Below are 22,745 nucleotides of genomic sequence, written 5' to 3'. Positions count from 1 at the left end.
TGAGCTACCCGCAAAATCATTTGTACAAAAATAATCAGTCAGAACAGTTATCTTCACGCAAAAAAAACCGCCCCGGGCAACGAACCAGGGGCGGTATAATTTACAATTATTTAAGCTTAAGGAATGCGTTTTAGCTCTTGAGCAATTGCCGTCGCTTCCTGGCTCCAGGCGTTGGCGAGAACCTTCACCATCTCATCGTAGCCGTCCTTAGTCTGCACAGCTTCGATGTGGAATGGGCGTTTAATCAACTGTCCCTGGTGATTCAGTAGCCATTCGCCGCTTACGATAACCTTCCCATCGTACCTGCCGTGGAAGCCGGTTACAGTGACGTTCAACGTATCCTGCGTGCTTCCCAGCGGCTGCGAAGCAACAACCCAGCCAGGTAATTGCATACTGAGGTTCGTCACCAGCGTATTGCGCAATTGCTGATCTAATGGGCTGGCCCAGAGATTGTTATTCGCTATCACATATTGCACATCGCTGGTCTGGTAAACCACCCCATTACCCGCCAGATAGTCCGGCACCGCAATCTGCTCAACCCACAGCAGACGGTTACCCTGGTTGGCGGAGCTCTGGACGCCACCTTGCGCGATAGGAAGCTGATAATAGCTTTTATTTTCTCCGCTGGAGCTGCATGACGTCAGCCAGACCGCCATCATCACCACTAGCCACTTTTTCATTGTTTCGCCCTCTTCGGCTCTGGATCTTTTTTGTCCTTCGCTTCAAATACCAGCGCATTGCTCTTATCGTTCAACGTTTTCAGTACTGGTTGCAGTTCGCGCAGTACCTGATCAAGACGCTGCATATCCGCCACCATCTTGTTGTAGGCGGCAGATCCTGGCTGGAAGCCCTGCATGCTACGATTAAGTTCACGCAACGTATTTTGCATATCTGCCGGAAGATCCTGCATTGACTGACTGGACGTGATCTTATTCATGTTATCCAGCGTAGTTTGCAAATGCTTCATCGTACGCTGGCTTTCTGACAACGTATTGGTCGCCTGCTCAATCATCGGGTTCAACGGCAGATTATTAATCTTATCCAGCGCTTCCATCAGACGTTGCTGGATCTGCGCCAAACCGCCACTAACCGTCGGGATAATCTGGTAACCATTAAATTCGCGCACGCCGGTAATCGGCGGTTCTTTCGGGTAGAAGTCGAGATCAACATACAGCGCGCCGGTCACCAGGTTCCCGGTTTTCAGCGATGCGCGTAATCCACGTTTGAGCAATTGCTCCAGATGAGCGCCAACATCAGTGTCCTCGCCCAGCTGTGCTTTCAGGCGTTCTGGTTCGATACGTACCAGCACTGGAATACGATAATCATTGTTAAATACCTGACGCATATTCGGTGAAAAGAAAGGTACTTTGCTTACCGTCCCCAAACGAATACCGCGGAACTCCAGCGGTGCGCCTGGCTGCAAACCACGAATCGAATCCTTAAAGAACATCAGGTAATCAATATGATCCGTATACAGGGAATCCTGAATACTTTTTTGATCGTCATAAAGATTAAACGCGGACTGTTGCCCAACCGGTTCACCTTGTTCTAAGCCTTCTGGCACATCAAAACTTACGCCACCACCAAACAGCGTGGAGAGCGATCCCATTTCTACGCGCATACCTGCAGAGGTAAGATCCACGGCGATCCCGCTGTCTTTCCAGAAACGTACATTGCTGGTCACCAGACGATCGTTAGGCGCATTGATGAAAAGCTGGTAGCTGATAGTCCGTTTTTGCGCATCAAAGGTACTGGTCTCAACCGAACCCACGCGATAACCACGGAACAATACCGGATCGCCCGGGCTTAACTGCCCGGCTTTTTTACTGTCCAGTATCACGCGGATCCCTTTCGCATCTGGCGGTGCCAGCGGAGGCGCATCCAGCAGTTGGTAATTTTCCAGCTTGCTGCCTTTATTGCCGGGCTGCAGTTCAATATATGCCCCGGACAATAGCGTGCCCAGGCCGCTGATACCTTCACGTCCAACCTGCGGCTTAACAACCCAAAAAACAGAGTCTTTATGCAGCAGCTTTTCCATTCCGGAGTTAAGGCGAGCTTTAATCTCCACATGGGTCAAATCATCCGTCAGAGTGGCGCTCTCGACGATACCGACATCGACGCTGCGGCTTTTAATCGTCGTTTTGCCCCCTTCAATCCCTTCGGCATTGGTGGTAATCAGCGTGACTTCCGGCCCTTGATGGCTGTAGTGATAAAACAGGACCCACGCGCCAATGAGCGCAGTAACGATTGGGAATATCCACACGGGCGACCAGTTTTTCACCTTCTGCACTTTGGCTTCCCCACTTTTAGATTCCATGCTGTCAGGACTCCTCATGATCTGGTTCTGGTTCACGGTCCCACGACAGACGCGGATCAAATGTCATCGCAGAAAACATTGTCATAATGACGACTAAAGCAAACATCAAAGCACCCATTGCAGGATAAATGTTCATTAACCCCCCCATACGCACCAGCGCAGAGAGTATCGCAATCACAAAAACGTCGATCATTGACCAGCGACCGACAAATTCCACCACTTCATAAATCAAGTGCATACGTTCACTGTCACGTTTGCCGTGCCCCTTGGCATCCCAACATAGCCAGGCAATGGCAATCATTTTCAACGTCGGCACCATAATACTGGCGATAAAGATAACCGCCGCCACCGGATAAGAGCCTTCGCTCCAGATCAAAACCACACCTTCAAGAATCGTTGACGGTAACCTGGAACCGAGCAAATCGGTGATCATGATCGGCAGGATGTTGGCTGGAAGATAAAGCATGATTGACGTGAACAATAACGCCAGCGTCCATTGCAAACTGTTTTTACGACGCACGTAGCCTTTGGTCTCGCAGCGTGGGCACACCCGTTCGTCAGCGGGAAGAATCGCGGTGCAGCAGGAACAAGAACGCAGCCCCTGCCGGATACCGGGCACGCCTGGCTTTAATTCCTGCTTAATGACAGGCATTGGCGCAATATCATCCCACAGCCAACGGCGGTCAACGCACTGGAACGCCCGTAGTTGTAGAACACAAAAGAAACACCATGGGATGAAACTGCTGCCCACGCCGATATCACCATACGCCATCAGCTTAACGAAACTGACCAGCACCCCAGCGAGGAAGATTTCCGCCATCCCCCAGCTTTTCAACTGAAACAGGACGCGCGCCAGTCGGGCCTTTAGCCAGCCGGGCATTTCGGCCCGATTCACCAGCAGCAGAATAGTCAGTAAACAAAACGCGGGAACCAACTGGACAAATAATAAAAAAAACGTGCCGAGGCTGGCGTAATCTTCTGAGAAAAGCACGCTGGGGATTTCCAGCAACGTCACTTCGCTGCTTACCCCTGCGACGTTCATATTCACAAAAGGGAAGAGGTTTGATAAAAGCAGCATGAACAGCGCTGCTAAAACATAGGCAGTAGGACGCTGCCTTGGCGCGTCCCACTCAACCGTTAACGTAGTGCCACATCGTGGACATGCCGCTTTCTGACCATGCTCCAGGCGCGGTAACGCCACCAGCATGTCACACTGCGAGCACAAAATATGCTTCGCGGCATGGTGATGTTCGCACATATGTGCTCCTTTAAATTATGCGCCATTCTTCAAAGATTCAAGATACTCCCAGCGCTCAAAGGCTTGCTCAAGTTCTTGTTCCGCTTCGTTCAGATTAGCTAAAACCTGTTGCGTTTGCTCGTGCGGCTGACTGAAAAAAGTGGCGTCAGCAACCTGAGCTTGTAATGTTTCCAGCTTAGCTTCCAGTTCTTCAAGCAATGCGGGGAGCTGCTCCAGTTCGCGCTGCAGTTTATAGCTTAGTTTGCTCGTGCCACGTTTGACAATTTCTGCTTTAGGAGCAACAGCTTCCTCTGTTTTTTTCACAACGGGCTGTTTAAACGCCACATGCTGCGATTGCTGGCTGCGCGCGTCATGGTAACCGCCGACATAACGACCAATTTTACCACCGCCTTCGAAGATCCAGCATTCCGTAACGGTATTATCCACAAACTGACGGTCATGGCTCACCAGCAGTACGGTGCCCTGATAGCTGTCAATCAGCTCTTCAAGCAGTTCCAGCGTTTCGACGTCAAGATCGTTCGTTGGTTCATCGAGAATTAAAAGATTACTGGGTTTCAGGAACAAACGCGCCAACAACAGGCGGTTTCGTTCTCCGCCGGAGAGCGCGCGTACTGGCGTCATCGCCCGTTTTGGATGGAACAGGAAGTCCTGCAGGTAGCCCAACACATGGCGGGGTTTACCGTTAACCATCACCTCTTGCTTACCTTCGGCCAGATTGTCCATCACGGTTTTATCCGGATCCAGTTCAGCACGGTGCTGATCGAAATAAGCCACTTCCAGCTTGGTCCCAACATGAATGCGTCCACTGTCTGCCTGCAGTTGGCCTAGCATCAGTTTGAGCAGCGTCGTCTTACCGCAACCGTTAGGGCCAATTAACGCAATTTTGTCGCTGCGCTGCACCTGCGCGGAGAAATCTTTTACCAGTTGCTTACCATCAACCTGATAATCCACATTCTCCATTTCGAAGACAATCTTGCCCGAACGGCTCGCCTCTTCAACCTGCATCTTCGCCGTGCCCATCACTTCGCGACGCTCCCCGCGCTCGCGACGCATCGCTTTCAGGGCGCGAACACGGCCTTCGTTACGGGTACGACGTGCTTTGATACCCTGGCGGATCCAAACTTCTTCCTGCGCCAGCTTGCGATCAAACTCCGCGTTTTGTAACTCTTCTACCCGCAGCGCTTCTTCTTTCTCCAGCAGATACTGATCGTAGTTCCCCGGATAGGTCACCAACTTTCCGCGGTCAAGATCGACAATACGCGTCGCCATATTGCGAATAAACGAACGGTCGTGGGAAATGAAAATAATTGTCCCGTTGAAGGATTTCAGGAACCCTTCCAGCCAGTCGATTGTTTCAATGTCCAGGTGGTTCGTCGGTTCATCCAGCAGCAGTACGCGCGGATTACTCACCAACGCACGGCCCAGCGCCGCTTTACGCAGCCAACCACCAGACAGCGACGAAAGCGCGGCGTTAGGATCCAGCCCCAGTTGCGCCAACACTTCATTAATGCGACTTTCGAGCTGCCACAGATTGTGGTGATCGAGCATTTCCTGAACCCGCGCCATCTCATTCAGATTTCTGTCGCTCGGATCGGTCATTACCAGGCGCGAAATATCGTGGTAACGCTTCAGGTATTCAGCCTGTTCCTCAATACCTTCGGCAACGAAGTCATACACGCTGCCCTCGACGTTACGCGGCGGATCCTGTTGCAGACGCGCGACGACCAGATCCTGCTCATAAATAATACGCCCGTCGTCAAGACCCTGTTCACGGTTCAGGATCTTCATCAGCGTCGATTTACCCGCGCCGTTACGGCCTACCAGACAGACGCGTTCGTTATCCTCGATATGCAGTTCCGCATTATCAAGAAGTGGCGCATCGCTGAACGATAGCCATGCACCATGCATACTGATCAATGACATTTACTTATCCTTTCAGGCTGCGGTAATCAGCCAGCAATTGTGGATCTGACGGTTACGGGCAAAGTCCTGGGAAAGCGTTTTTTGGGTAATTTCTTGTGCTTTTAATCCCAGTTCAGCCAGCCCCTCGAGATCCATACGGAATCCACGTTTGTTGTTGGAGAACATGATCGTCCCGTCTTTACGTAACAGACGTTTTAGATCTTTCATCAGCGCCAGATGATCGCGCTGCACATCAAACGAGTCTTCCATGCGTTTAGAGTTAGAGAACGTTGGCGGATCGATGAATATCAGATCGAACTGTTCATTGGCATCGCGCAGCCAGCCGAGACAATCGGCCTGAATTAAACGGTGAGCGCGACCGCTCAGGCCGTTAAGACGCAGGTTGCGTTCAGCCCATTCCAGGTAGGTACGCGACATATCAACCGTCGTGGTGCTCCGCGCGCCGCCCAGTCCGGCATGAACGCTGGCGCTACCGGTGTAGGAGAACAGATTGAGGAAATCCTTACCTTTACTCATCTGACCCAACATGCGACGCGCAATGCGGTGATCGAGGAACAAACCGGTATCAAGATAGTCAGTCAGGTTCACCCACAGACGCGCGTTGTACTCGCTTACCTCAATGAATTCACCCTTCTCATTCATCTTCTGATACTGGTTCTTACCTTTTTGACGTTCACGGGTTTTCAGCACCAGTTTATTCGGAGCAATCTCAAGTACCGAGAGCGTAGCGGCAATGATGTCGAACAGACGTTGACGCGCTTTCTGCGCATCGACCGTTTTCGGCGGCGCGTATTCCTGCACCACGACCCAGTCACCGTAACGATCCACTGCTACGTTGTATTCCGGCAGGTCTGCATCGTACAGGCGGTAGCATTCAATGCCTTCCTGACGCGCCCATTTTTCCAGCTTCTTAATATTCTTACGCAGGCGGTTGGCATAATCTTCGGCGACCGTAGCAGGCTTACTGTCGGTGCTAGTTTCTGCAACGTGATAGTTCTTCTGTACGCAATCCAGCGGACCATTTTTCGCTTTAAACTGCTTATCGGCACGTAATTGCAGGCTGCTGAGCAAATCCGGCGAGGCGCTAAACAGGGACAGATTCCAGCCGCCAAACTGGTTTTTCATTGTGCGCCCCAGCAGGCTGTGCAAGGCAATCAGCGCCGGTTCGCTATCCAGGCGTTCGCCGTATGGCGGGTTGCTGATAACCGTCCCGTACGGACCTTTCGGTAACGGGTTGCTCAGTTTGGCCACATCTTTGACTTCAAACGTCATCAGATCAGCAATTCCGGCGCGACGGGCGTTACTGCGGGCTTTTTCAATTACGCGAGCATCGCTGTCAGATCCATAGAAGTGCGAGGTGTAGTCTGCGAGACCCTTACGCGCGCGCACCTGCGCTTCGGCTTTAACCTCTTGCCACACAGCGTCATCGTGCTGCGCCCAACCGCTGAACCCCCAATATCCACGGTGCAGACCAGGCGCACGATCGGTTGCCCACATTGCCGCTTCAATCAGCAGCGTACCGGAGCCACACATCGGATCGAGTAACGGCGTGCCCGGTTGCCAGCCTGAACGCATCACAATGGCGGCAGCCAGCGTTTCTTTAATCGGCGCCTGACCTGCGCGATCGCGATACCCACGCTGATGCAGGCCATCACCGCTCAGATCGAGCGCAATACTGGCGGTATCTTTATTCAGCCACACGTTGATGCGCAGATCCGGAGATTCCCGATCCACATTCGGACGCGGCAGATTTTTACGGGTAAAGGCGTCGACAATCGCATCCTTCACCTTCAGCGCCCCGTACTGGCTATTACGAATAGTTTCGTTCAGGCCACTAAAATGCACCGCAAATGTAGCGCCCGGATTAAATATCTCTGTCCAGTCGATTGCCTGAACACCGAGGTACAGATCAAGATCGCTGTAGACCTTGCACTCTCCCATCGGCAGGATAATGCGCGAGGCCAGGCGGCTCCACATCAGGCTCTGGTAAACAAGCCGCGTGTCGCCCTTAAAATGGACCCCACCCTGAACGACCTGACACTCCAGCGCGCCGAGGTTTTCCAGTTCAGTTTTTAACAGCTCTTCCAGCCCGCGGGCCGTACTGGCAAACAGAGAATTCATAATGTCACTTTTACTCCGAGAAAATTGCTGCGCATTATAGCTAATATGGGCGGTATGTCATAAAGTTGAAGGCTTATTTTCGCTCGAGGGGCTGTACAGTGGTCACGTTAACCCGACTTTTTATTCATCCGGTTAAATCAATGCGCGGTATTGGGCTTACCCACGCTCTGGCAGACGTTAGTGGTCTCGCCTTTGATCGCATTTTTATGATTACCGAACCCGACGGGACGTTCATTACCGCCCGACAGTTCCCACAGATGGTGCGTTTTACCCCTTCCCCTTTCCACGATGGATTGCATCTTACGGCGCCAGACGGCAGCAGCGCGCTTGTGCGATTTGCCGACTTCGCCCTGCAGGATGCGCCGACAGAAGTGTGGGGCAACCATTTTACCGCGCGTATTGCGCCAGCGGCTATCAACCAGTGGCTTAGCGGTTTTTTCTCCCGTGACGTACAGCTTCGCTGGGTTGGTCCGCAGCTGACGCGCCGGGTGAAGCGCCGCGATGATGTTCCTTTATCCTTTGCCGATGGTTATCCCTACCTTTTAACTAACGAAGCGTCATTGCGCGATTTGCAGCAGCGCTGCCCGGCAAGCGTAAAAATGGAACAGTTCCGCCCCAATCTGGTGGTTTCAGGCGCTGCCGCCTGGGAAGAAGATACCTGGAAAGTGATCCGCATTGGCGAGGTTATTTTTGACGTGGCTAAACCTTGTAGCCGCTGCATTTTCACTACCGTCAGCCCTGAGAAAGGTCAGAAGCATCCGTCCGGCGAACCGCTGGCCACGCTGCAAAGCTTTCGCACTGCAACGGATAACGGCGATGTCGATTTTGGTCAGAATCTCATTGCGCGTAACAGTGGCGTGATTCGCGTTGGCGACGAGGTTGAAATTCTGTCCACCGGTCCGGCCAGAGTATATGGCGCGGCAGAAACTGATGATACTGCCCCCCCGGTACAACAACCCGATGCCACGGTGCTTATCGAGTGGCAGGGACAGACCTTTCGCGGAAATAATCAGCAGGTATTGCTTGAACAGCTGGAAAACCAGGGTATCCGGGTTCCCTACTCATGTCGGGCGGGAATTTGCGGATGCTGTCGAATTCGGCTGGTAGAAGGCGAAGTGAGCCCGCTGAAAAAATCAGCGATGGGAGATGACGGGACGATTCTGTGCTGTAGTTGTGTGCCCAAAACGGCAATCAGGCTGGAAAGTTAAACCGCCTGCTCAAGGCTGAAACTGTCAACCATGGTCTGCGGTTTCAGTCTGTCATTCATGATTTTAATTGCGTCGCCAAGCTGCATGGTGCGCCCGGCAATCACCACGCCCGGTTGTGCCAGCAGACAAAGCGCGGCGTTTTCACCCGGTTCAACCACTAACAGGTTTACCTGCTCATCGGTATCGCTTAAATCGACACAGGCAGCGTCCCCTACCACTGGCGTCCAGTTAATGCCGTGGGCGACAAAGTGCCAGCTTTTTGGCATCTGCGGCTTAAGATAACGAATAGCCACCAGCGCATTGAGCACCAGTTCCGCTTTTTGTTCTTTCGCTAAATCCAGGTAGCGGCATTTTTCTTCAAAGGAAAAATAAAGCGCGGCGTCATCAACGCAAAATCCGGAAGGAGAAAATGCATCAGGAGTGAGCATTTTACGAGCAAAACGCGAACGGAATAACATACCATTGGCTAAATCGAGCATCATACGATCGTGCTCTTCATCATAATACCAGCGCCAGTTATCGTCGGGTTTAATTCGCATCAGTTTCTCTCCTTTCCTTAATCATCGCCATTACGACAGTATCCTTTTGCCGCTTCGTTTATTGCCCTAATAATAAAAGCTCAGAATGTTTAAATAAGCAACAGTAAAGGAATATAAAACAACCAGGGCTAGAAATAAAGCCCTGGATTGTGATTAAGGTAGCATTCAGATATTGCTGACGATTTCTTTAATCAATGGTGGACCTTTAAAAATAAAGCCCGAATAAATCTGTACCAGGGTAGCGCCAGCGGCTATTTTCTCACGCGCGGCGATGACCGAGTCGATACCGCCAACGCCAATAATCGGCAACTGACCATTTAATTCCTGAGACAACTGGCGAATAATTTCTGTACTTTTTAATTGTAACGGACGACCGCTCAACCCACCCATTTGATCGCAATTTTTCATTCCCTGTACGAGAGAACGATCGAGAGTGGTGTTAGTTGCAATTACGCCATCAATATTATGGCGAACTAAACTGTCGGCGACCTGGATCAGTTCTTCGACGGAAAGATCCGGCGCGATCTTTACGGCCACCGGAACATATTTATGGTGGATCGCTTGCAGATCGTTTTGCTTATTTTTAATTGCCGTTAGCAGATCGTCCAGCGCTTCACCGTATTGCAGCGTGCGTAATCCCGGCGTATTCGGTGAAGAGATATTAATCGCGATATAACCGGCATAAGCATAGACTTTTTCCATACAAATCAGATAGTCATCTTTGCCGTTTTCTACCGGAGTATCTTTATTCTTACCAATATTAATGCCGAGAATGCCGTCAAAATGTGATTTCTTAACGTTCTCTACCAGGTTATCAACACCCAGGTTATTGAATCCCATGCGGTTGATCAAACCTTCCGCATCCACCAGACGGAACAGACGTGGTTTATCGTTCCCGGGCTGGGGACGTGGCGTCACGGTACCAATCTCAATTGAACCGAATCCCATCGCACCGAGCGCATCAATGCACTCCCCGTCTTTATCCAGTCCGGCAGCAAGCCCGAGCGGATTTTTAAACGTCAGCCCCATACAGGTAACCGGTTTTGCGGGTACTTTCTGGCGGACAAGCGCTTCGAGCGGCGTGCCGGTAATGCGACGTAACTGCTGGAATGTCAATTCATGAGCGCGCTCAGGATCGAGCTGGAAAAGGGCTTTACGAACGAAGGGGTAGTACATGAACTCTCCTGGATTCCCGGTGTGCAAACCGGGGGCGTATTATGTGCGATCACGAGCAAAAAGGGAATTGACCTGCGGCAATAAATAGCAATCGTTTTCCTCGCCCCTGCTTTTTACACCCTAAATAATTCGAGTTGCAGGAAGGCGGCGACGCAGTAAATCCCCAGGAGCGTACACCAGTACGTGACTGGGGTGAGCGAGGAAAGCCAACGCACATGCAACTTGAAGTATGACGGGTATATTTATTTTTCAACTTTTCTATGCCGTATAAATCATTTCGATAAACAAAATCTCTCTGCCAGACTGCACAAATTGTTATCAATGTTAAATAAAAGCGAACAATTGGTTATAAGGGGAGATTGAAATTATGCGCGTCATTACTCTGGCGGGAAGCCCACGCTTCCCCTCTCGCTCCAGCGCGTTACTGGAATACGCCCGAGAAAAACTGAACAGCCAGGATGTCGAAGTCTGTCACTGGAATCTGCACAACTTTGCCCCAGAAGACCTGATTTATGCGCGCTTCGACAGCCCGGCGCTGAAAACCTTTGTCGAACAACTACACGACGCCGACGGATTGATTGTGGCAACACCAGTCTACAAAGCAGCTTACTCCGGTGCGTTGAAAACGTTGCTTGACCTGCTTCCCGAACGCGCACTGGAAGGCAAAGTGGTTTTGCCACTGGCAACAGGCGGTACCGTTGCGCATTTACTGGCCGTTGATTACGCACTTAAGCCGGTGCTGAGCGCGTTAAAAGCCCAGGAAATCCTGCACGGTGTTTTTGCTGATGATTCACAGGTGATTGATTATCAACATAAACCGCAGTTTACGCCCAACCTGCAACTGCGTCTGGACAATGCGCTCGACACCTTCTGGCTAGCGTTGCATCGTCGCGACGTCCAACTCCCTCAATTGAATGCTCTGCGAGGTGCCGCCCATGCTTAATCTGCTCAAACGTCACACGCCTTGGCTGGCGTTGACCGGATTGCTGTCACTTTCAACGCTCGCCCATGCCGCAGAGTCTGCACCAGACGCGCTGCGCATAGGCTACCAGAAAGGGAGCGTCAGCATGGTGCTGGCTAAAAGCCATCAGCTACTGGAGAAACGCTACCCGCAGACCAAAATCTCGTGGATTGAGTTCCCGGCAGGGCCGCAAATGCTGGAAGCACTCAATATTGGCAGTATCGATCTCGGCAGTACCGGTGACATTCCACCGATTTTCGCCCAGGCCGCTGGAGCCGATCTTGTTTACGTTGGCGTTGAGCCGCCCAAACCAAAAGCCGAAGTGATTCTGGTGCCCAAAAACAGCCCGATCCAGAGCGTGGCGCAGCTCAAAGGGCATAAAGTCGCCTTCCAGAAAGGTTCCAGCGCCCACAATTTATTGCTGCGAGCCTTACAACAGGCCGGGCTGAAATTTACCGATATTCAACCAACATATCTGACACCCGCAGATGCCAGAGCAGCCTTCCAGCAAGGTAACGTTGATGCGTGGGCTATCTGGGATCCTTACTATTCCGCCGCGTTGCTGCAGGGTGATGTGCGCGTGCTAAAAGACGGCTCAGATCTCAAACAGACCGGCTCCTTTTATCTCGCCGCGCGTCCTTATGCCGAGAAAAATGGCGCGTTTGTTCTTGGCGTGCTGGATACCTTTAGCCAGGCTGATGCGTTAACCCTCAGCCAGCGCCAACAAAGTATTACCCTGCTGGCCAAAACCATGGGGCTGCCAGAGCCGGTGATTGCGTCTTATCTTGATCACCGGCCGCCAACGACCATCTCGCCCGTCAGCGCCTCGGTTGCCGCCCTGCAACAACAAACCGCCGATCTGTTTTATGACAATCGTCTGGTGCCGAAAAAAATCGATATTCGCCAGCGTATCTGGCAACCCACTCAGCAGACAGGAGCAAAATTATGAGTCTGAACATGTTCTGGTTTTTACCTACCCACGGCGACGGTCATTATCTGGGAACGGAAGAAGGCTCGCGTCCGGTCGATCACGGCTATCTGCAGCAAATCGCACAGGCCGCCGATCGTCTGGGATTTACCGGCGTGTTGATCCCAACCGGTCGCTCCTGTGAAGATGCCTGGCTGGTAGCCGCCTCGATGATCCCCGTTACCCAGCGGCTCAAGTTTTTGGTCGCGCTGCGTCCAAGCGTAACATCGCCAACGGTTGCCGCGCGCCAGGCAGCAACGCTCGACAGACTCTCTAACGGCCGGGCGCTGTTTAACCTGGTGACCGGTAGCGATCCACAGGAGCTGGCTGGCGACGGCGTGTTTCTTGATCATACCGAGCGCTATGAAGCTTCTGCTGAATTCACCCAGATCTGGCGTCGGCTGTTACAGGGGGAAACTGTCGATTTCAACGGCAAACATATGCACGTCCGCGGCGCGAAGCTGTTTTTTCCTCCCGTACAACAACCCTGGCCGCCACTTTATTTCGGTGGTTCTTCCGATGTCGCGCAAGACCTGGCTGCCGAGCAGGTTGATCTCTATCTGACCTGGGGCGAGCCGCCTGAACAGGTCAAAGAGAAGATTGAGCAAGTACGGGCCAAAGCGACAGCGCTGGGACGTAAGATCCGCTTTGGTATTCGTTTGCATGTGATCGTGCGGGAGACGACGGATGAAGCGTGGCAGGCAGCGGAACGTCTGATTTCTCATCTTGATGACGACACGATTGCCAAAGCTCAGGCCGCCTTCTCAAGAACGGATTCGGTTGGCCAGCAGCGGATGGCCGCGCTGCATAACGGTAAACGCGACAAACTGGAGATTAGCCCAAACCTGTGGGCTGGCGTTGGACTGGTGCGTGGCGGCGCCGGGACCGCGCTGGTCGGTGACGGTCCTACCGTCGCGGCGCGTATCAACGAGTATGCCGCGCTGGGTATCGACAGCTTTGTGCTGTCGGGGTATCCGCATCTGGAAGAGACGTACAAAGTTGGCGAGCTACTGTTCCCGCATCTGGATGTATCGATCCCTGAAATTCCACAGCCACAGCGTCTGCACCAACAAGGCGAAGCGGTGGCTAACGAATTTATTCCTCGTAAGGTCGCGCAAAGCTAAGGAGCACGCTGATGACAACACCGAAAAACAGGTGGTTATTGCGCCTTGCACCCTGGTTTTTGCCGGTAGGTCTGGTGGTGCTCTGGCAGATAGCCTCGTCAATGGGCTGGCTATCCACCCGCATCCTGCCCTCCCCGGAGGGCGTGGTCGAAGCCTTCTGGACGCTCTCCGCCAGCGGCGAGCTTTGGCAGCATCTGGCGATCAGCTCCTGGCGCGCGCTGATCGGATTCTCGATCGGTGGATCGTTAGGTTTGATGCTGGGACTCATTAGCGGTCTTTCACGCTGGGGGGAACGCCTGTTGGATACGTCGGTACAGATGCTGCGTAACGTCCCCCATCTGGCGCTGATCCCGTTGGTGATTTTGTGGTTCGGCATTGATGAATCCGCCAAAATCTTTCTCGTCGCCTTGGGCACTCTGTTCCCGATTTACATCAACACCTGGCACGGGATCCGCAATATCGATCGCGGCCTGGTGGAGATGGCGCGCAGCTATGGGTTGTCCGGCTTTTCACTGTTTATCCATGTGATCCTCCCCGGTGCCCTGCCCTCGATTATGGTTGGCGTACGTTTTGCTCTCGGCCTGATGTGGCTGACGCTGATCGTTGCGGAGACTATTTCAGCCAATGCCGGCATTGGTTATCTGGCGATGAATGCCCGAGAATTTCTGCAAACCGACGTGGTGGTAGTGGCCATCATTCTCTATGCCCTGCTCGGCAAACTTGCCGATGTCAGCGCCCAACTGCTGGAGCGGATCTGGCTGCGCTGGAACCCGGCTTACCATGTGAAGGAGGCTACTGTATGAATACCGCTCGCTTGAATCAGGGTACGCCGCTTTTGCTGAGCGCAGTGACCAAACAATACGCCGCCAATACGGTGCTGAATCAATTAGATCTGCATATTCCGGCAGGGCAATTTGTTGCCGTAGTGGGCCGCAGCGGCGGTGGCAAAAGCACCTTGCTGCGCCTGCTGGCTGGGCTGGAATCGCCCACTTCAGGCGCATTACTTGCCGGAACCACCCCACTGGCAGAGATTCAGGATGATACACGCATGATGTTTCAGGATGCGCGTCTGCTGCCATGGAAAACGGTTATCGATAACGTTGGTCTGGGGCTGAAAGGTCAATGGCGCGATGCGGCCCGTAATGCGTTGGCCGCTGTTGGCCTGGAAAACCGGGCACAGGAGTGGCCTGCCGCCCTGTCTGGCGGGCAAAAACAGCGCGTGGCCCTGGCGCGGGCATTAATTCACCGCCCTGGTCTGTTGTTACTGGATGAACCGCTCGGCGCGCTGGATGCGTTAACCCGTCTTGAGATGCAGGATCTGATCGTCTCGCTGTGGCAGGATCACGGCTTTACGGTGCTGCTGGTGACGCACGATGTCAGTGAGGCCGTCGCGATGGCAGACCGCGTGCTGTTGATCGAAGATGGCAAAATCGGGCTGGATCTGACGGTGGATATTCAGCGCCCCCGCCGTTTGGGATCGGTGCGGTTAGCCGAGCTGGAAGCGGAAGTGTTGAACCGGGTTATGAAACGCGGCGAGACGGAACAACCGATCCGTCGACATGGATAAACACTCAGAAAACAAGGCCCGGTAGCGCTTACCGGGCCTTTTGCCGGATGGCGGCGTTACCGCCTTATCCGGCCTACTAAACTACAGGTCAACGTTTCAGGCTAACGCTTTGTCAATCTTCTCAAACAGATCGCCGGAGAGATTCTCGAGGCCTTTCAACTGTTCCAGCGCCGCACGCATCTTCGCCTGACGTTTGGCATCATAACGTTTTAAACGAATCAACGGCTCAATCAGACGTGACGCCACCTGCGGATTGCGGCTGTTCAGTTCAGTCAGCATGTCGACCAGGAACTGATAACCGCTGCCATCTTCCGCATGGAAAGCCGCCGGGTTGCTGCCCGCAAAAGCACCAATCAGCGAACGGATGCGGTTCGGATTACTCATACTGAAGGAACGATGCTTCAGCAGACCGCGTACCGTTTCCAGCACGTTTCTCGCCGGGCTGGTGGATTGCAGGATAAACCATTTATCCATCACCAGACCGTCATGATGCCACTTATCGTCATACTCCTGCATCAATGCGTCGCGGCATGGCAGTTGCGCCGCCACAGCAGCGGACAGCGCCGCCAGGGCGTCAGTCATATTGTTCGCTTCACGGTACTGCTTGCTGACCAGCGTGTCAGCCAGATGGGTTTCGCCAAAGGCCAGGAAGCGCAGGCAGGCATTGCGCAGCGTACGTTTGCCAATATCAGCATGCTCAACGCGGTACTCGTCAAGATGATTAGCGTTATAGATGGCGAGGAATTCATCCGCCAGTTCAGCCGCCAGAGTGCGGGTCAATGCTTCGCGAACCTCCGTTATCGCCACGGGATCAATGATCTCGAACAGTTCGGCAATTTCGTTCACCGAAGGTAACGTCAGGATTTCTGCCGCCAGCGCCGGATCGATTTTCTCATCCAACAGAATCGCGCGGAATGCATCGGCCACATGTACCGGCAGCGACAGCGGCTGTCCCTGCTGATGACGGGCAACGTTGAGCTTAATATAGGTCGCCAGCAGACTTTGCGCCGCATCCCAACGCGAGAAATCGTTACGCGCGTGACGCATCAGGAAGGTTAGTTGCTGATCGCTCCATTTGTATTCCAGTTTTACCGGTGCGGAGAATTCGCACAGCAGTGCCGGAACCGGCTGGAAGTAGACGTTATCAAAGACAAACGTCTGTTCTGCCTGGGTCACGTTGAGCACGGCATTCACCGGATGCCCGCCTTTTTGTAGCGGGATCACTTTCCCTTCGTTGTCATACAACTCGAGGGCGAAAGGAATATGCAGCGGTTGTTTCTCGGCCTGATCCGGCGTGGCTGGCGTACGCTGACTGATGGTCAGCGTGTATTGTTCCGTTGACGGATTGTAGTCATCACGCACGGTCAGAATCGGCGTACCGGACTGACTGTACCAGCGACGGAAATGCGAGAGGTCGACGTTGGACGCATCTTCCATCGCCTGCACAAAATCATCACAGGTAGCAGCGCTGCCGTCATGACGCTCAAAGTACAGCTGCATCCCTTTCTGGAAGTTAGCCTCACCCAGCAGGGTGTGGATCATACGAATGACTTCAGCACCTTTTTCGTACACGGTCAGGGTATAGAAGTTGTTCATTTCGATGACCATATCCGGGCGGATAGGGTGCGCCATCGGACTGGCGTCTTCGGCAAACTGCAAGCCGCGCATGGTACGTACATTGCTGATACGGTTTACCGCGCGTGAGCCGAGATCGGAACTGAACTCCTGATCGCGGAACACGGTTAAACCCTCTTTCAGGCTCAACTGGAACCAGTCGCGACAGGTCACACGGTTGCCGGTCCAGTTGTGGAAATATTCGTGACCAATAACGCGTTCAATATCGAGATAGTCTTTGTCGGTGGCCGTATCGGTGCGGGCCAGCACATATTTGGAGTTAAAGATGTTCAGACCTTTATTCTCCATCGCGCCCATATTGAAGAAATCAACGGCGACAATCATATAGATGTCGAGGTCATACTCGAGGCCGAAACGCTCCTCATCCCATTTCATGGAGTTTTTCAGCGAGGTCATTGCCCACGGCGCACGGTCCAGATTGCCGCGATCGACGTACAGTTCCAGCGCAACTTCACGCCCTGAGCGGGTGGTAAAGGTGTCACGCAGGACATCGAAATCACCGGCTACCAGCGCAAACAGATAGCACGGTTTCGGGAACGGATCCTGCCACTGCACCCAGTGACGACCGTTTTCCAGTTCACCCTGCGCCACGCGATTGCCGTTAGAGAGCAGGAACGGATATTGGGTTTTATCGGCGATAATTTTGGTGGTAAAACGCGCCAGAACATCGGGTCTGTCGAGATACCAGGTAATATGGCGGAACCCTTCCGCTTCACACTGGGTGCACAGCGCATCGCCGGACTTATACAGTCCTTCCAGCGCGGTATTGGCCGCCGGACTAATCTCATTCACGATCTGCAGCGTAAAACGTTCCGGCAGCTGACTGATAACCAGAGCGCCCTCTTCTTCTTTATACGCTGTCCACGGTTCGTCGTTCACGTGGATTGACACCAGGGTCAGATCTTCGCCATTCAGCCGCAGGGGCGCATCGGACGCACCATGACGGACAGCCTGGCTCACTGCGGTGACCACGGTTTTTTCAGCATCCAGGTCAAAGGTCAAGTCAATATCAGTAATCTGGTAATCCGGCGCACGATAGTCGTGACGGTATTTGGCTTGTGGCTGTTGTGTCATAAAAAAACCTTTAGCATCTTTGGTAGAGTCTCGGCTTCAGTCTATTCCTGTTGCGTAAATCGCGCTACGCAGAATGTTCATCTTTTCAGGCACAAACACCCTTTTTGCTACATTTTCATAACACGTGGCACGAATTGCCCTCGACCAGAAAGAGAGCTTATGGTGTGATCGGGGTTCAATAAATCGCTAAACAGGGTATACTCCAGCGGTTTTCTTAGTTGTTTATTGTACTAAACGCTCCCGTGAGAGGATGCTACTGCGCACCTATGACACAATTCGCTTCTCCTGTTCTGCACTCGCTGCTGGATACAGACGCTTATAAGTTGCATATGCAGCAAGCCGTTTTTCACCACTACTATGATGTACAAGTAGCGGCTGAATTTCGTTGCCGTGGCGATGACCTGCTCGGTATTTACGCTGATGCTATTCGTGAGCAGGTGAATGCTATGCAGCACCTGCGGCTGCAGGAGGACGAGTACCAGTGGCTCTCCGGCCTGCCTTTCTTTAAAGCTGATTACCTCGCCTGGTTACGCGATTTCCGTTATAAGCCGGAACAAGTTTGCGTCACCAACGATAACGGTAAGCTGAACATCCGCTTAACCGGTCCATGGCGTGAAGTGATCATGTGGGAAGTCCCGCTGCTGGCAGTTATCAGCGAACTGGTGCACCGTTACCGTTCGCCCGAATCAGGCGTTCCACAGGCACTCAATGAGCTGGAAAGCAAACTAGTCGAATTCTCTGCTTTAACGAAAGATGTCGATATGTCCCGCTTCCATCTGATGGATTTCGGTACGCGCCGTCGTTTTTCACGCGAAGTACAGCAGGCCATTGTTAAACGCTTGCAGCAAGAATCCTGGTTTGTCGGCACCAGCAACTACGATCTCGCCCGCCGTCTGTCATTAACCCCGATGGGTACACAGGCGCATGAGTGGTTCCAGGCTCATCAGCAAATCAGCCCAGAGCTTGCCACCAGCCAGCGTGTTGCGCTGGCCGCATGGTTAAATGAATATCCTGACCAACTCGGGATTGCACTGACCGACTGCATCACCATGGACGCGTTTTTACGCGACTTTGGCGTCGAGTTTGCGACCCGTTACCAGGGCTTACGTCACGACTCAGGCGATCCGGTAGAATGGGGTGAAAAAGCCATTGCCCATTATGAAAAACTGGGGATTGATCCGCTGAGCAAAACGCTGGTGTTCTCAGATAACCTCGATCTGAAAAAAGCGATTGAGCTCTACCGCCACTTCTCTTCTCGCGTACAGTTGAGTTTTGGCATTGGTACACGGCTAACGTGTGATATTCCGCAGGTTAAGCCGCTCAATATTGTTATCAAGCTGGTGGAGTGTAACGGTAAACCGGTGGCGAAGTTATCTGACAGCCCCGGCAAAACCATCTGCCACGATAAAGCGTTTGTTCGTGCGTTGCGCAAAGCTTTCGATTTGCCGCATATTAAAAAAGCCAGTTAATCCTCACAGGGAGCCACATCGGCTCCCTTTTCGCGTTTATTTCCGAAATCTTTCACTCCAGCAACGAATTCTGCTTGTCTGATTGCAGATGCCAGGTAACATAGGTATCCCCCCCATTACGGGTGGACATGTGTTTATATATCCGACTATTAACAGAGAGAATATTATGAGCGTTGTGCCTGTAGCCGACGTACTCCAGGGCCGCGTAGCCGTTGACAGCGAAGTCACCGTGCGCGGATGGGTGCGTACCCGCCGAGATTCAAAAGCTGGCATCTCCTTCCTCGCCGTTTATGACGGTTCCTGCTTTGATCCTGTACAGGCCGTCATCAATAATTCTCTGCCCAATTACAATCAGGACGTATTGCGCCTGACAACGGGCTGTTCAGTTATCGTAACGGGTAAAGTCGTTGCGTCGCCTGGACAGGGACAGAGCTTTGAAATTCAGGCCACTGAGGTTGAAGTCGCGGGCTGGGTTGAAGATCCTGACACTTATCCAATGGCGGCCAAGCGTCACAGCATTGAGTATCTGCGTGAAGTCGCGCATATGCGTCCGCGTACCAACATGATTGGTGCGGTAGCGCGTGTACGTCATACGCTGGCGCAAGCGCTGCATCGTTTTTTCCACGAGCAGGGTTTCTTTTGGGTATCCACGCCGCTGATTACAGCTTCCGATACGGAAGGTGCGGGTGAAATGTTCCGCGTTTCTACGCTGGATCTGGAAAACCTGCCGCGTAACGATCAGGGAAAAGTTGATTTCGATAAAGACTTCTTCGGTAAAGAAGCCTTCCTGACCGTTTCTGGTCAGTTGAACGGCGAAACCTACGCCTGCGCCCTGTCCAAAATTTATACCTTTGGCCCGACGTTCCGTGCAGAAAACTCTAACACCAGCCGTCACCTGGCGGAGTTCTGGATGCTGGAGCCAGAAGTGGCTTTCGCCAACCTGGACGACGTGGCAGGCCTCGCTGAAGCCATGCTGAAGTATGCTTTCAAGGCCGTACTGGCAGAGCGCGCGGATGATATGAAATTCTTCGCTGAACGTGTCGACAAAGATGCGATTTCACGCCTGGAACGTTTCATTGACGCCGACTTCGCGCAGGTGGACTACACCGACGCGGTAAGCATTCTCGAAAAATGCGGCAAACAGTTTGAAAACCCGGTTTACTGGGGTGTGGATCTCTCTTCCGAGCACGAACGTTATCTTGCTGAAGAGCACTTCAAAGCGCCAGTCGTGGTTAAAAACTATCCGAAAGATATTAAAGCGTTTTATATGCGCCTTAACGAAGACGGTAAAACCGTTGCGGCAATGGACGTACTGGCCCCGGGAATCGGTGAAATCATCGGTGGTTCTCAGCGTGAAGAGCGTCTGGACGTGCTGGATGCCCGTATGCTGGAGATGGGTCTGAACAAAGAAGATTACTGGTGGTATCGCGACCTGCGCCGCTACGGTACTGTTCCGCATTCCGGCTTCGGCTTAGGCTTCGAGCGTCTGATTGCCTACGTTACTGGCGTGCAGAACGTCCGTGATGTCATTCCGTTCCCACGTACTCCGCGTAACGCCAGCTTCTAAAGCTGAATTTTTAATTCAAAGGCCAGCATTCATTGCTGGCCTTTTTTGTAACCGCTCCACGTAACAGGGATCCCCATCACACGTTAAATACAACCCTTCGATTCCCCTCTTCCTGTTACGTAATATTTCACCGCAACACATTTGCACAAAAAATAATCAGCAATTTTATTGTGGATTAGCATTTTCTGATTAAATAGTACATTTTTTAACCTTTTACATAGCAATCCAGATGTCCATAAATTGCCTTCGGTAAAATCAGTCCTTTTAGTCACAGCAGAGAAAAAGCGGTCTTAGCAAAATTAAACATAAGAAAATCATATAAATAGAAATAACGGCGGCGATTTTTAGCGCGCAGACATCTGAACTTTGAAGTTGTTCACAAAGTTGCACAAAAATAACATATTGTTACATATTTTTTCTTTTTGAAACTAAATCTTTATATTTGTAGCACTTTGAGAGTAGCGAAACGGTAGTTTGAATGGAAAGATGCCTGTCAGACACATAAAGACACCAAACTCTCATCAATAGTTCCGTAAATTTTAATTGACGGAATTTATTGGCGGCAGTGGCAGGTGTCATATAAAAACCGATGAGGGTAATAAATAATGATGAAGCGCAATATTCTGGCAGTGGTTATCCCTGCTCTGCTGGTAGCCGGGGCAGCTAACGCTGCAGAAGTTTATAACAAAGATGGCAACAAAGTAGATATCTACGGTAAAGCCGTAGGTCTGCACTATTTTTCCAAGCACAACGGTGAAAATGCCTACGCTGCTAACGGCGATCAGACATACGCCCGTCTTGGTTTCAAAGGGGAAACTCAGATTAACGACCAACTGACCGGCTACGGCCAGTGGGAATACAACTTTGCCGGCAACAATGCTGAAGGCTCAAACGCGCAGGACGGTAACAAAACTCGTCTGGCGTTTGCCGGTCTGAAATTCGGCGATGCAGGCTCCTTCGACTACGGTCGTAACTACGGTGTCGTATACGATGCACTGGGTTACACCGATATGCTGCCAGAATTCGGTGGTGATACCGCCGCTTCTGACCAGTTCTTCTCCCAGCGTAACGGCGGTCTCGCAACCTACCGTAACTCCAACTTCTTCGGTCTGGTTGAAGGCCTGAACTTCGCCGTTCAGTACTTGGGCAAAAACGAGCGTGATGACGTTCGTCGCTCTAACGGCGATGGCGTTGGCGGTTCTATCAGCTACGAATTCGACGGCTTCGGTATCGTAGGTGCTTATGGTGCGGCTGACCGTACCGATGCTCAACAAAACCCGGCTCTGCGCGGTCATGGCGACAAAGCTGAGCAGTGGGCGACCGGCGTTAAGTACGATGCGAACAACATCTACCTGGCGGCGAACTACAGCGAAACCCACAACGCAACCCGTATCGCTAACGGTTATGCTAACAAAACTGAAGACGTGCTGTTGGTTGCCCAGTATCAGTTCGACTTCGGCCTGCGTCCGTCCCTCGCCTATACCAAATCTAAAGGTAAGGACATTGAAGGTATCGGTGACGTAGATCTGGTGAACTACTTCGAAGTGGGTGCGACTTACTACTTCAACAAAAACATGTCCACCTATGTTGATTACATCATCAACCAGATCGATTCTGACAACAAACTGGGCGTAGGCTCTGACGACACCGTTGCAGTGGGTATCGTTTACCAGTTCTAATAGCAGACCTCTTTGTTAAATGCCTAAAAAACAGGACTTCGGTCCTGTTTTTTTATCTCTGCTAGCGGATTCTTGCGTCTTAAAAAAACACCTCAGCTTTTCGTCAGTAACGGTTGGCATTTTGTAAATCTACCGTTAACCTGATAGCGGACTTCTCTTC

The 22,745-nt window shown here is 52.2% G+C and carries 17 protein-coding genes; 9 read left to right on the top strand and 8 right to left on the bottom strand.

The annotated features are described in order from the left end of the window. Positions 1-116 precede the first annotated feature (116 nt). From pqiC to rlmKL, 5 genes are read right to left on the bottom strand one after another with little or no spacing between them, the layout of a single operon-like run. Positions 117-680 (bottom strand): membrane integrity-associated transporter subunit PqiC, encoded by a 564-nt coding sequence (gene pqiC, locus FDW96_RS21735; RefSeq protein ID WP_114682366.1) that lies wholly within the window; start codon positions 678-680, stop codon positions 117-119. Beyond that, positions 677-2,317 (bottom strand): intermembrane transport protein PqiB, encoded by a 1,641-nt coding sequence (pqiB, locus tag FDW96_RS21730; RefSeq protein ID WP_137366296.1) that lies wholly within the window; start codon positions 2,315-2,317, stop codon positions 677-679. The genes pqiC and pqiB overlap by 4 nt, the downstream gene beginning before the upstream one ends. Before the next feature lie 4 nt (positions 2,318-2,321). After that, positions 2,322-3,575: a membrane integrity-associated transporter subunit PqiA gene (pqiA, locus tag FDW96_RS21725; RefSeq protein ID WP_137366295.1), complete on the bottom strand. Its 1,254-nt coding sequence runs from the start codon at positions 3,573-3,575 to the stop codon at positions 2,322-2,324. A 15-nt stretch (positions 3,576-3,590) separates the two neighbouring features. Then, entirely contained in the window at positions 3,591-5,498 is a 1,908-nt protein-coding gene (locus tag FDW96_RS21720; protein ID WP_042314196.1) for an ABC transporter ATP-binding protein, read from the bottom strand. Between the two features lie 12 nt (positions 5,499-5,510). Further along, positions 5,511-7,619 (bottom strand): bifunctional 23S rRNA (guanine(2069)-N(7))-methyltransferase RlmK/23S rRNA (guanine(2445)-N(2))-methyltransferase RlmL, encoded by a 2,109-nt coding sequence (rlmKL, locus tag FDW96_RS21715; RefSeq protein ID WP_061381847.1) that lies wholly within the window; start codon positions 7,617-7,619, stop codon positions 5,511-5,513. Positions 7,620-7,717: 98 nt separating this feature from the next. Here rlmKL and FDW96_RS21710 point away from each other — a divergent pair, with 98 nt between their 5' ends. Continuing rightward, positions 7,718-8,827, top strand: coding sequence for a YcbX family protein (locus tag FDW96_RS21710; RefSeq protein WP_137366294.1), 1,110 nt, complete (start codon positions 7,718-7,720; stop codon positions 8,825-8,827). Here the strand turns inward: FDW96_RS21710 and zapC are convergent. Both zapC and pyrD read right to left on the bottom strand, forming a co-directional pair. Then, positions 8,824-9,366 (bottom strand): cell division protein ZapC, encoded by a 543-nt coding sequence (gene zapC / locus FDW96_RS21705; protein ID WP_042314201.1) that lies wholly within the window; start codon positions 9,364-9,366, stop codon positions 8,824-8,826. The two genes, FDW96_RS21710 and zapC, sit on opposite strands and share 4 nt — an antisense overlap. 165 nt (positions 9,367-9,531) lie before the next feature. Further along, positions 9,532-10,542 carry a quinone-dependent dihydroorotate dehydrogenase gene (gene pyrD, locus FDW96_RS21700; protein WP_061381849.1) on the bottom strand — a complete coding sequence of 337 codons (1,011 nt, stop codon included), beginning with the start codon at positions 10,540-10,542 and terminating at the stop codon, positions 9,532-9,534. Positions 10,543-10,909: 367 nt separating this feature from the next. On the opposite strand from pyrD, the gene ssuE reads away from it, so the two are divergent. From ssuE to ssuB, 5 genes are read left to right on the top strand one after another with little or no spacing between them, the layout of a single operon-like run. Continuing rightward, positions 10,910-11,485 carry an NADPH-dependent FMN reductase gene (gene ssuE / locus FDW96_RS21695; RefSeq protein WP_042309410.1) on the top strand — a complete coding sequence of 192 codons (576 nt, stop codon included), beginning with the start codon at positions 10,910-10,912 and terminating at the stop codon, positions 11,483-11,485. Beyond that, positions 11,478-12,452: a sulfonate ABC transporter substrate-binding protein gene (locus FDW96_RS21690; RefSeq protein WP_137361083.1), complete on the top strand. Its 975-nt coding sequence runs from the start codon at positions 11,478-11,480 to the stop codon at positions 12,450-12,452. The genes ssuE and FDW96_RS21690 overlap by 8 nt, the downstream gene beginning before the upstream one ends. Continuing rightward, the gene (gene ssuD / locus FDW96_RS21685; RefSeq protein ID WP_137366293.1) at positions 12,449-13,594 is read left to right on the top strand and encodes an FMNH2-dependent alkanesulfonate monooxygenase; all 1,146 of its coding nucleotides are present in this window, start codon (positions 12,449-12,451) and stop codon (positions 13,592-13,594) included. Before FDW96_RS21690 ends, ssuD begins: the two co-directional genes overlap by 4 nt. Before the next feature lie 11 nt (positions 13,595-13,605). Continuing rightward, on the top strand, positions 13,606-14,397 hold the full coding sequence (ssuC, locus tag FDW96_RS21680; protein WP_137366292.1) for an aliphatic sulfonate ABC transporter permease SsuC: 792 nt from the start codon (positions 13,606-13,608) through the stop codon (positions 14,395-14,397). Beyond that, on the top strand, positions 14,394-15,161 hold the full coding sequence (gene ssuB / locus FDW96_RS21675; protein ID WP_042309417.1) for an aliphatic sulfonates ABC transporter ATP-binding protein: 768 nt from the start codon (positions 14,394-14,396) through the stop codon (positions 15,159-15,161). The genes ssuC and ssuB overlap by 4 nt, the downstream gene beginning before the upstream one ends. 96 nt (positions 15,162-15,257) lie before the next feature. Here ssuB and pepN read toward each other — a convergent pair whose 3' ends face one another. Next, entirely contained in the window at positions 15,258-17,870 is a 2,613-nt protein-coding gene (pepN, locus tag FDW96_RS21670; RefSeq protein WP_137366291.1) for an aminopeptidase N, read from the bottom strand. A 266-nt stretch (positions 17,871-18,136) separates the two neighbouring features. On the opposite strand from pepN, the gene pncB reads away from it, so the two are divergent. From pncB to ompF, 3 genes are all read left to right on the top strand, one after another. Then, positions 18,137-19,339, top strand: a complete 1,203-nt coding sequence (gene pncB / locus FDW96_RS21665) for a nicotinate phosphoribosyltransferase (RefSeq protein WP_042309421.1) — start codon at positions 18,137-18,139, stop codon at positions 19,337-19,339. A 166-nt stretch (positions 19,340-19,505) separates the two neighbouring features. After that, entirely contained in the window at positions 19,506-20,906 is a 1,401-nt protein-coding gene (gene asnS, locus FDW96_RS21660; protein ID WP_038639361.1) for an asparagine--tRNA ligase, read from the top strand. A gap of 605 nt (positions 20,907-21,511) precedes the next feature. Beyond that, positions 21,512-22,585, top strand: coding sequence for a porin OmpF (gene ompF, locus FDW96_RS21655; RefSeq protein WP_042309425.1), 1,074 nt, complete (start codon positions 21,512-21,514; stop codon positions 22,583-22,585). The last annotated feature ends 160 nt before the right edge of the window (positions 22,586-22,745 follow it).

Origin of the sequence: Citrobacter sp. TBCS-15, assembly GCF_005280815.1 — a bacterium.
GTDB lineage: Bacteria > Pseudomonadota > Gammaproteobacteria > Enterobacterales > Enterobacteriaceae > Citrobacter > Citrobacter werkmanii.
Note: the sequence above shows the minus strand (reverse complement) of the source record. Positions and strands in the feature narration are given on the sequence as shown.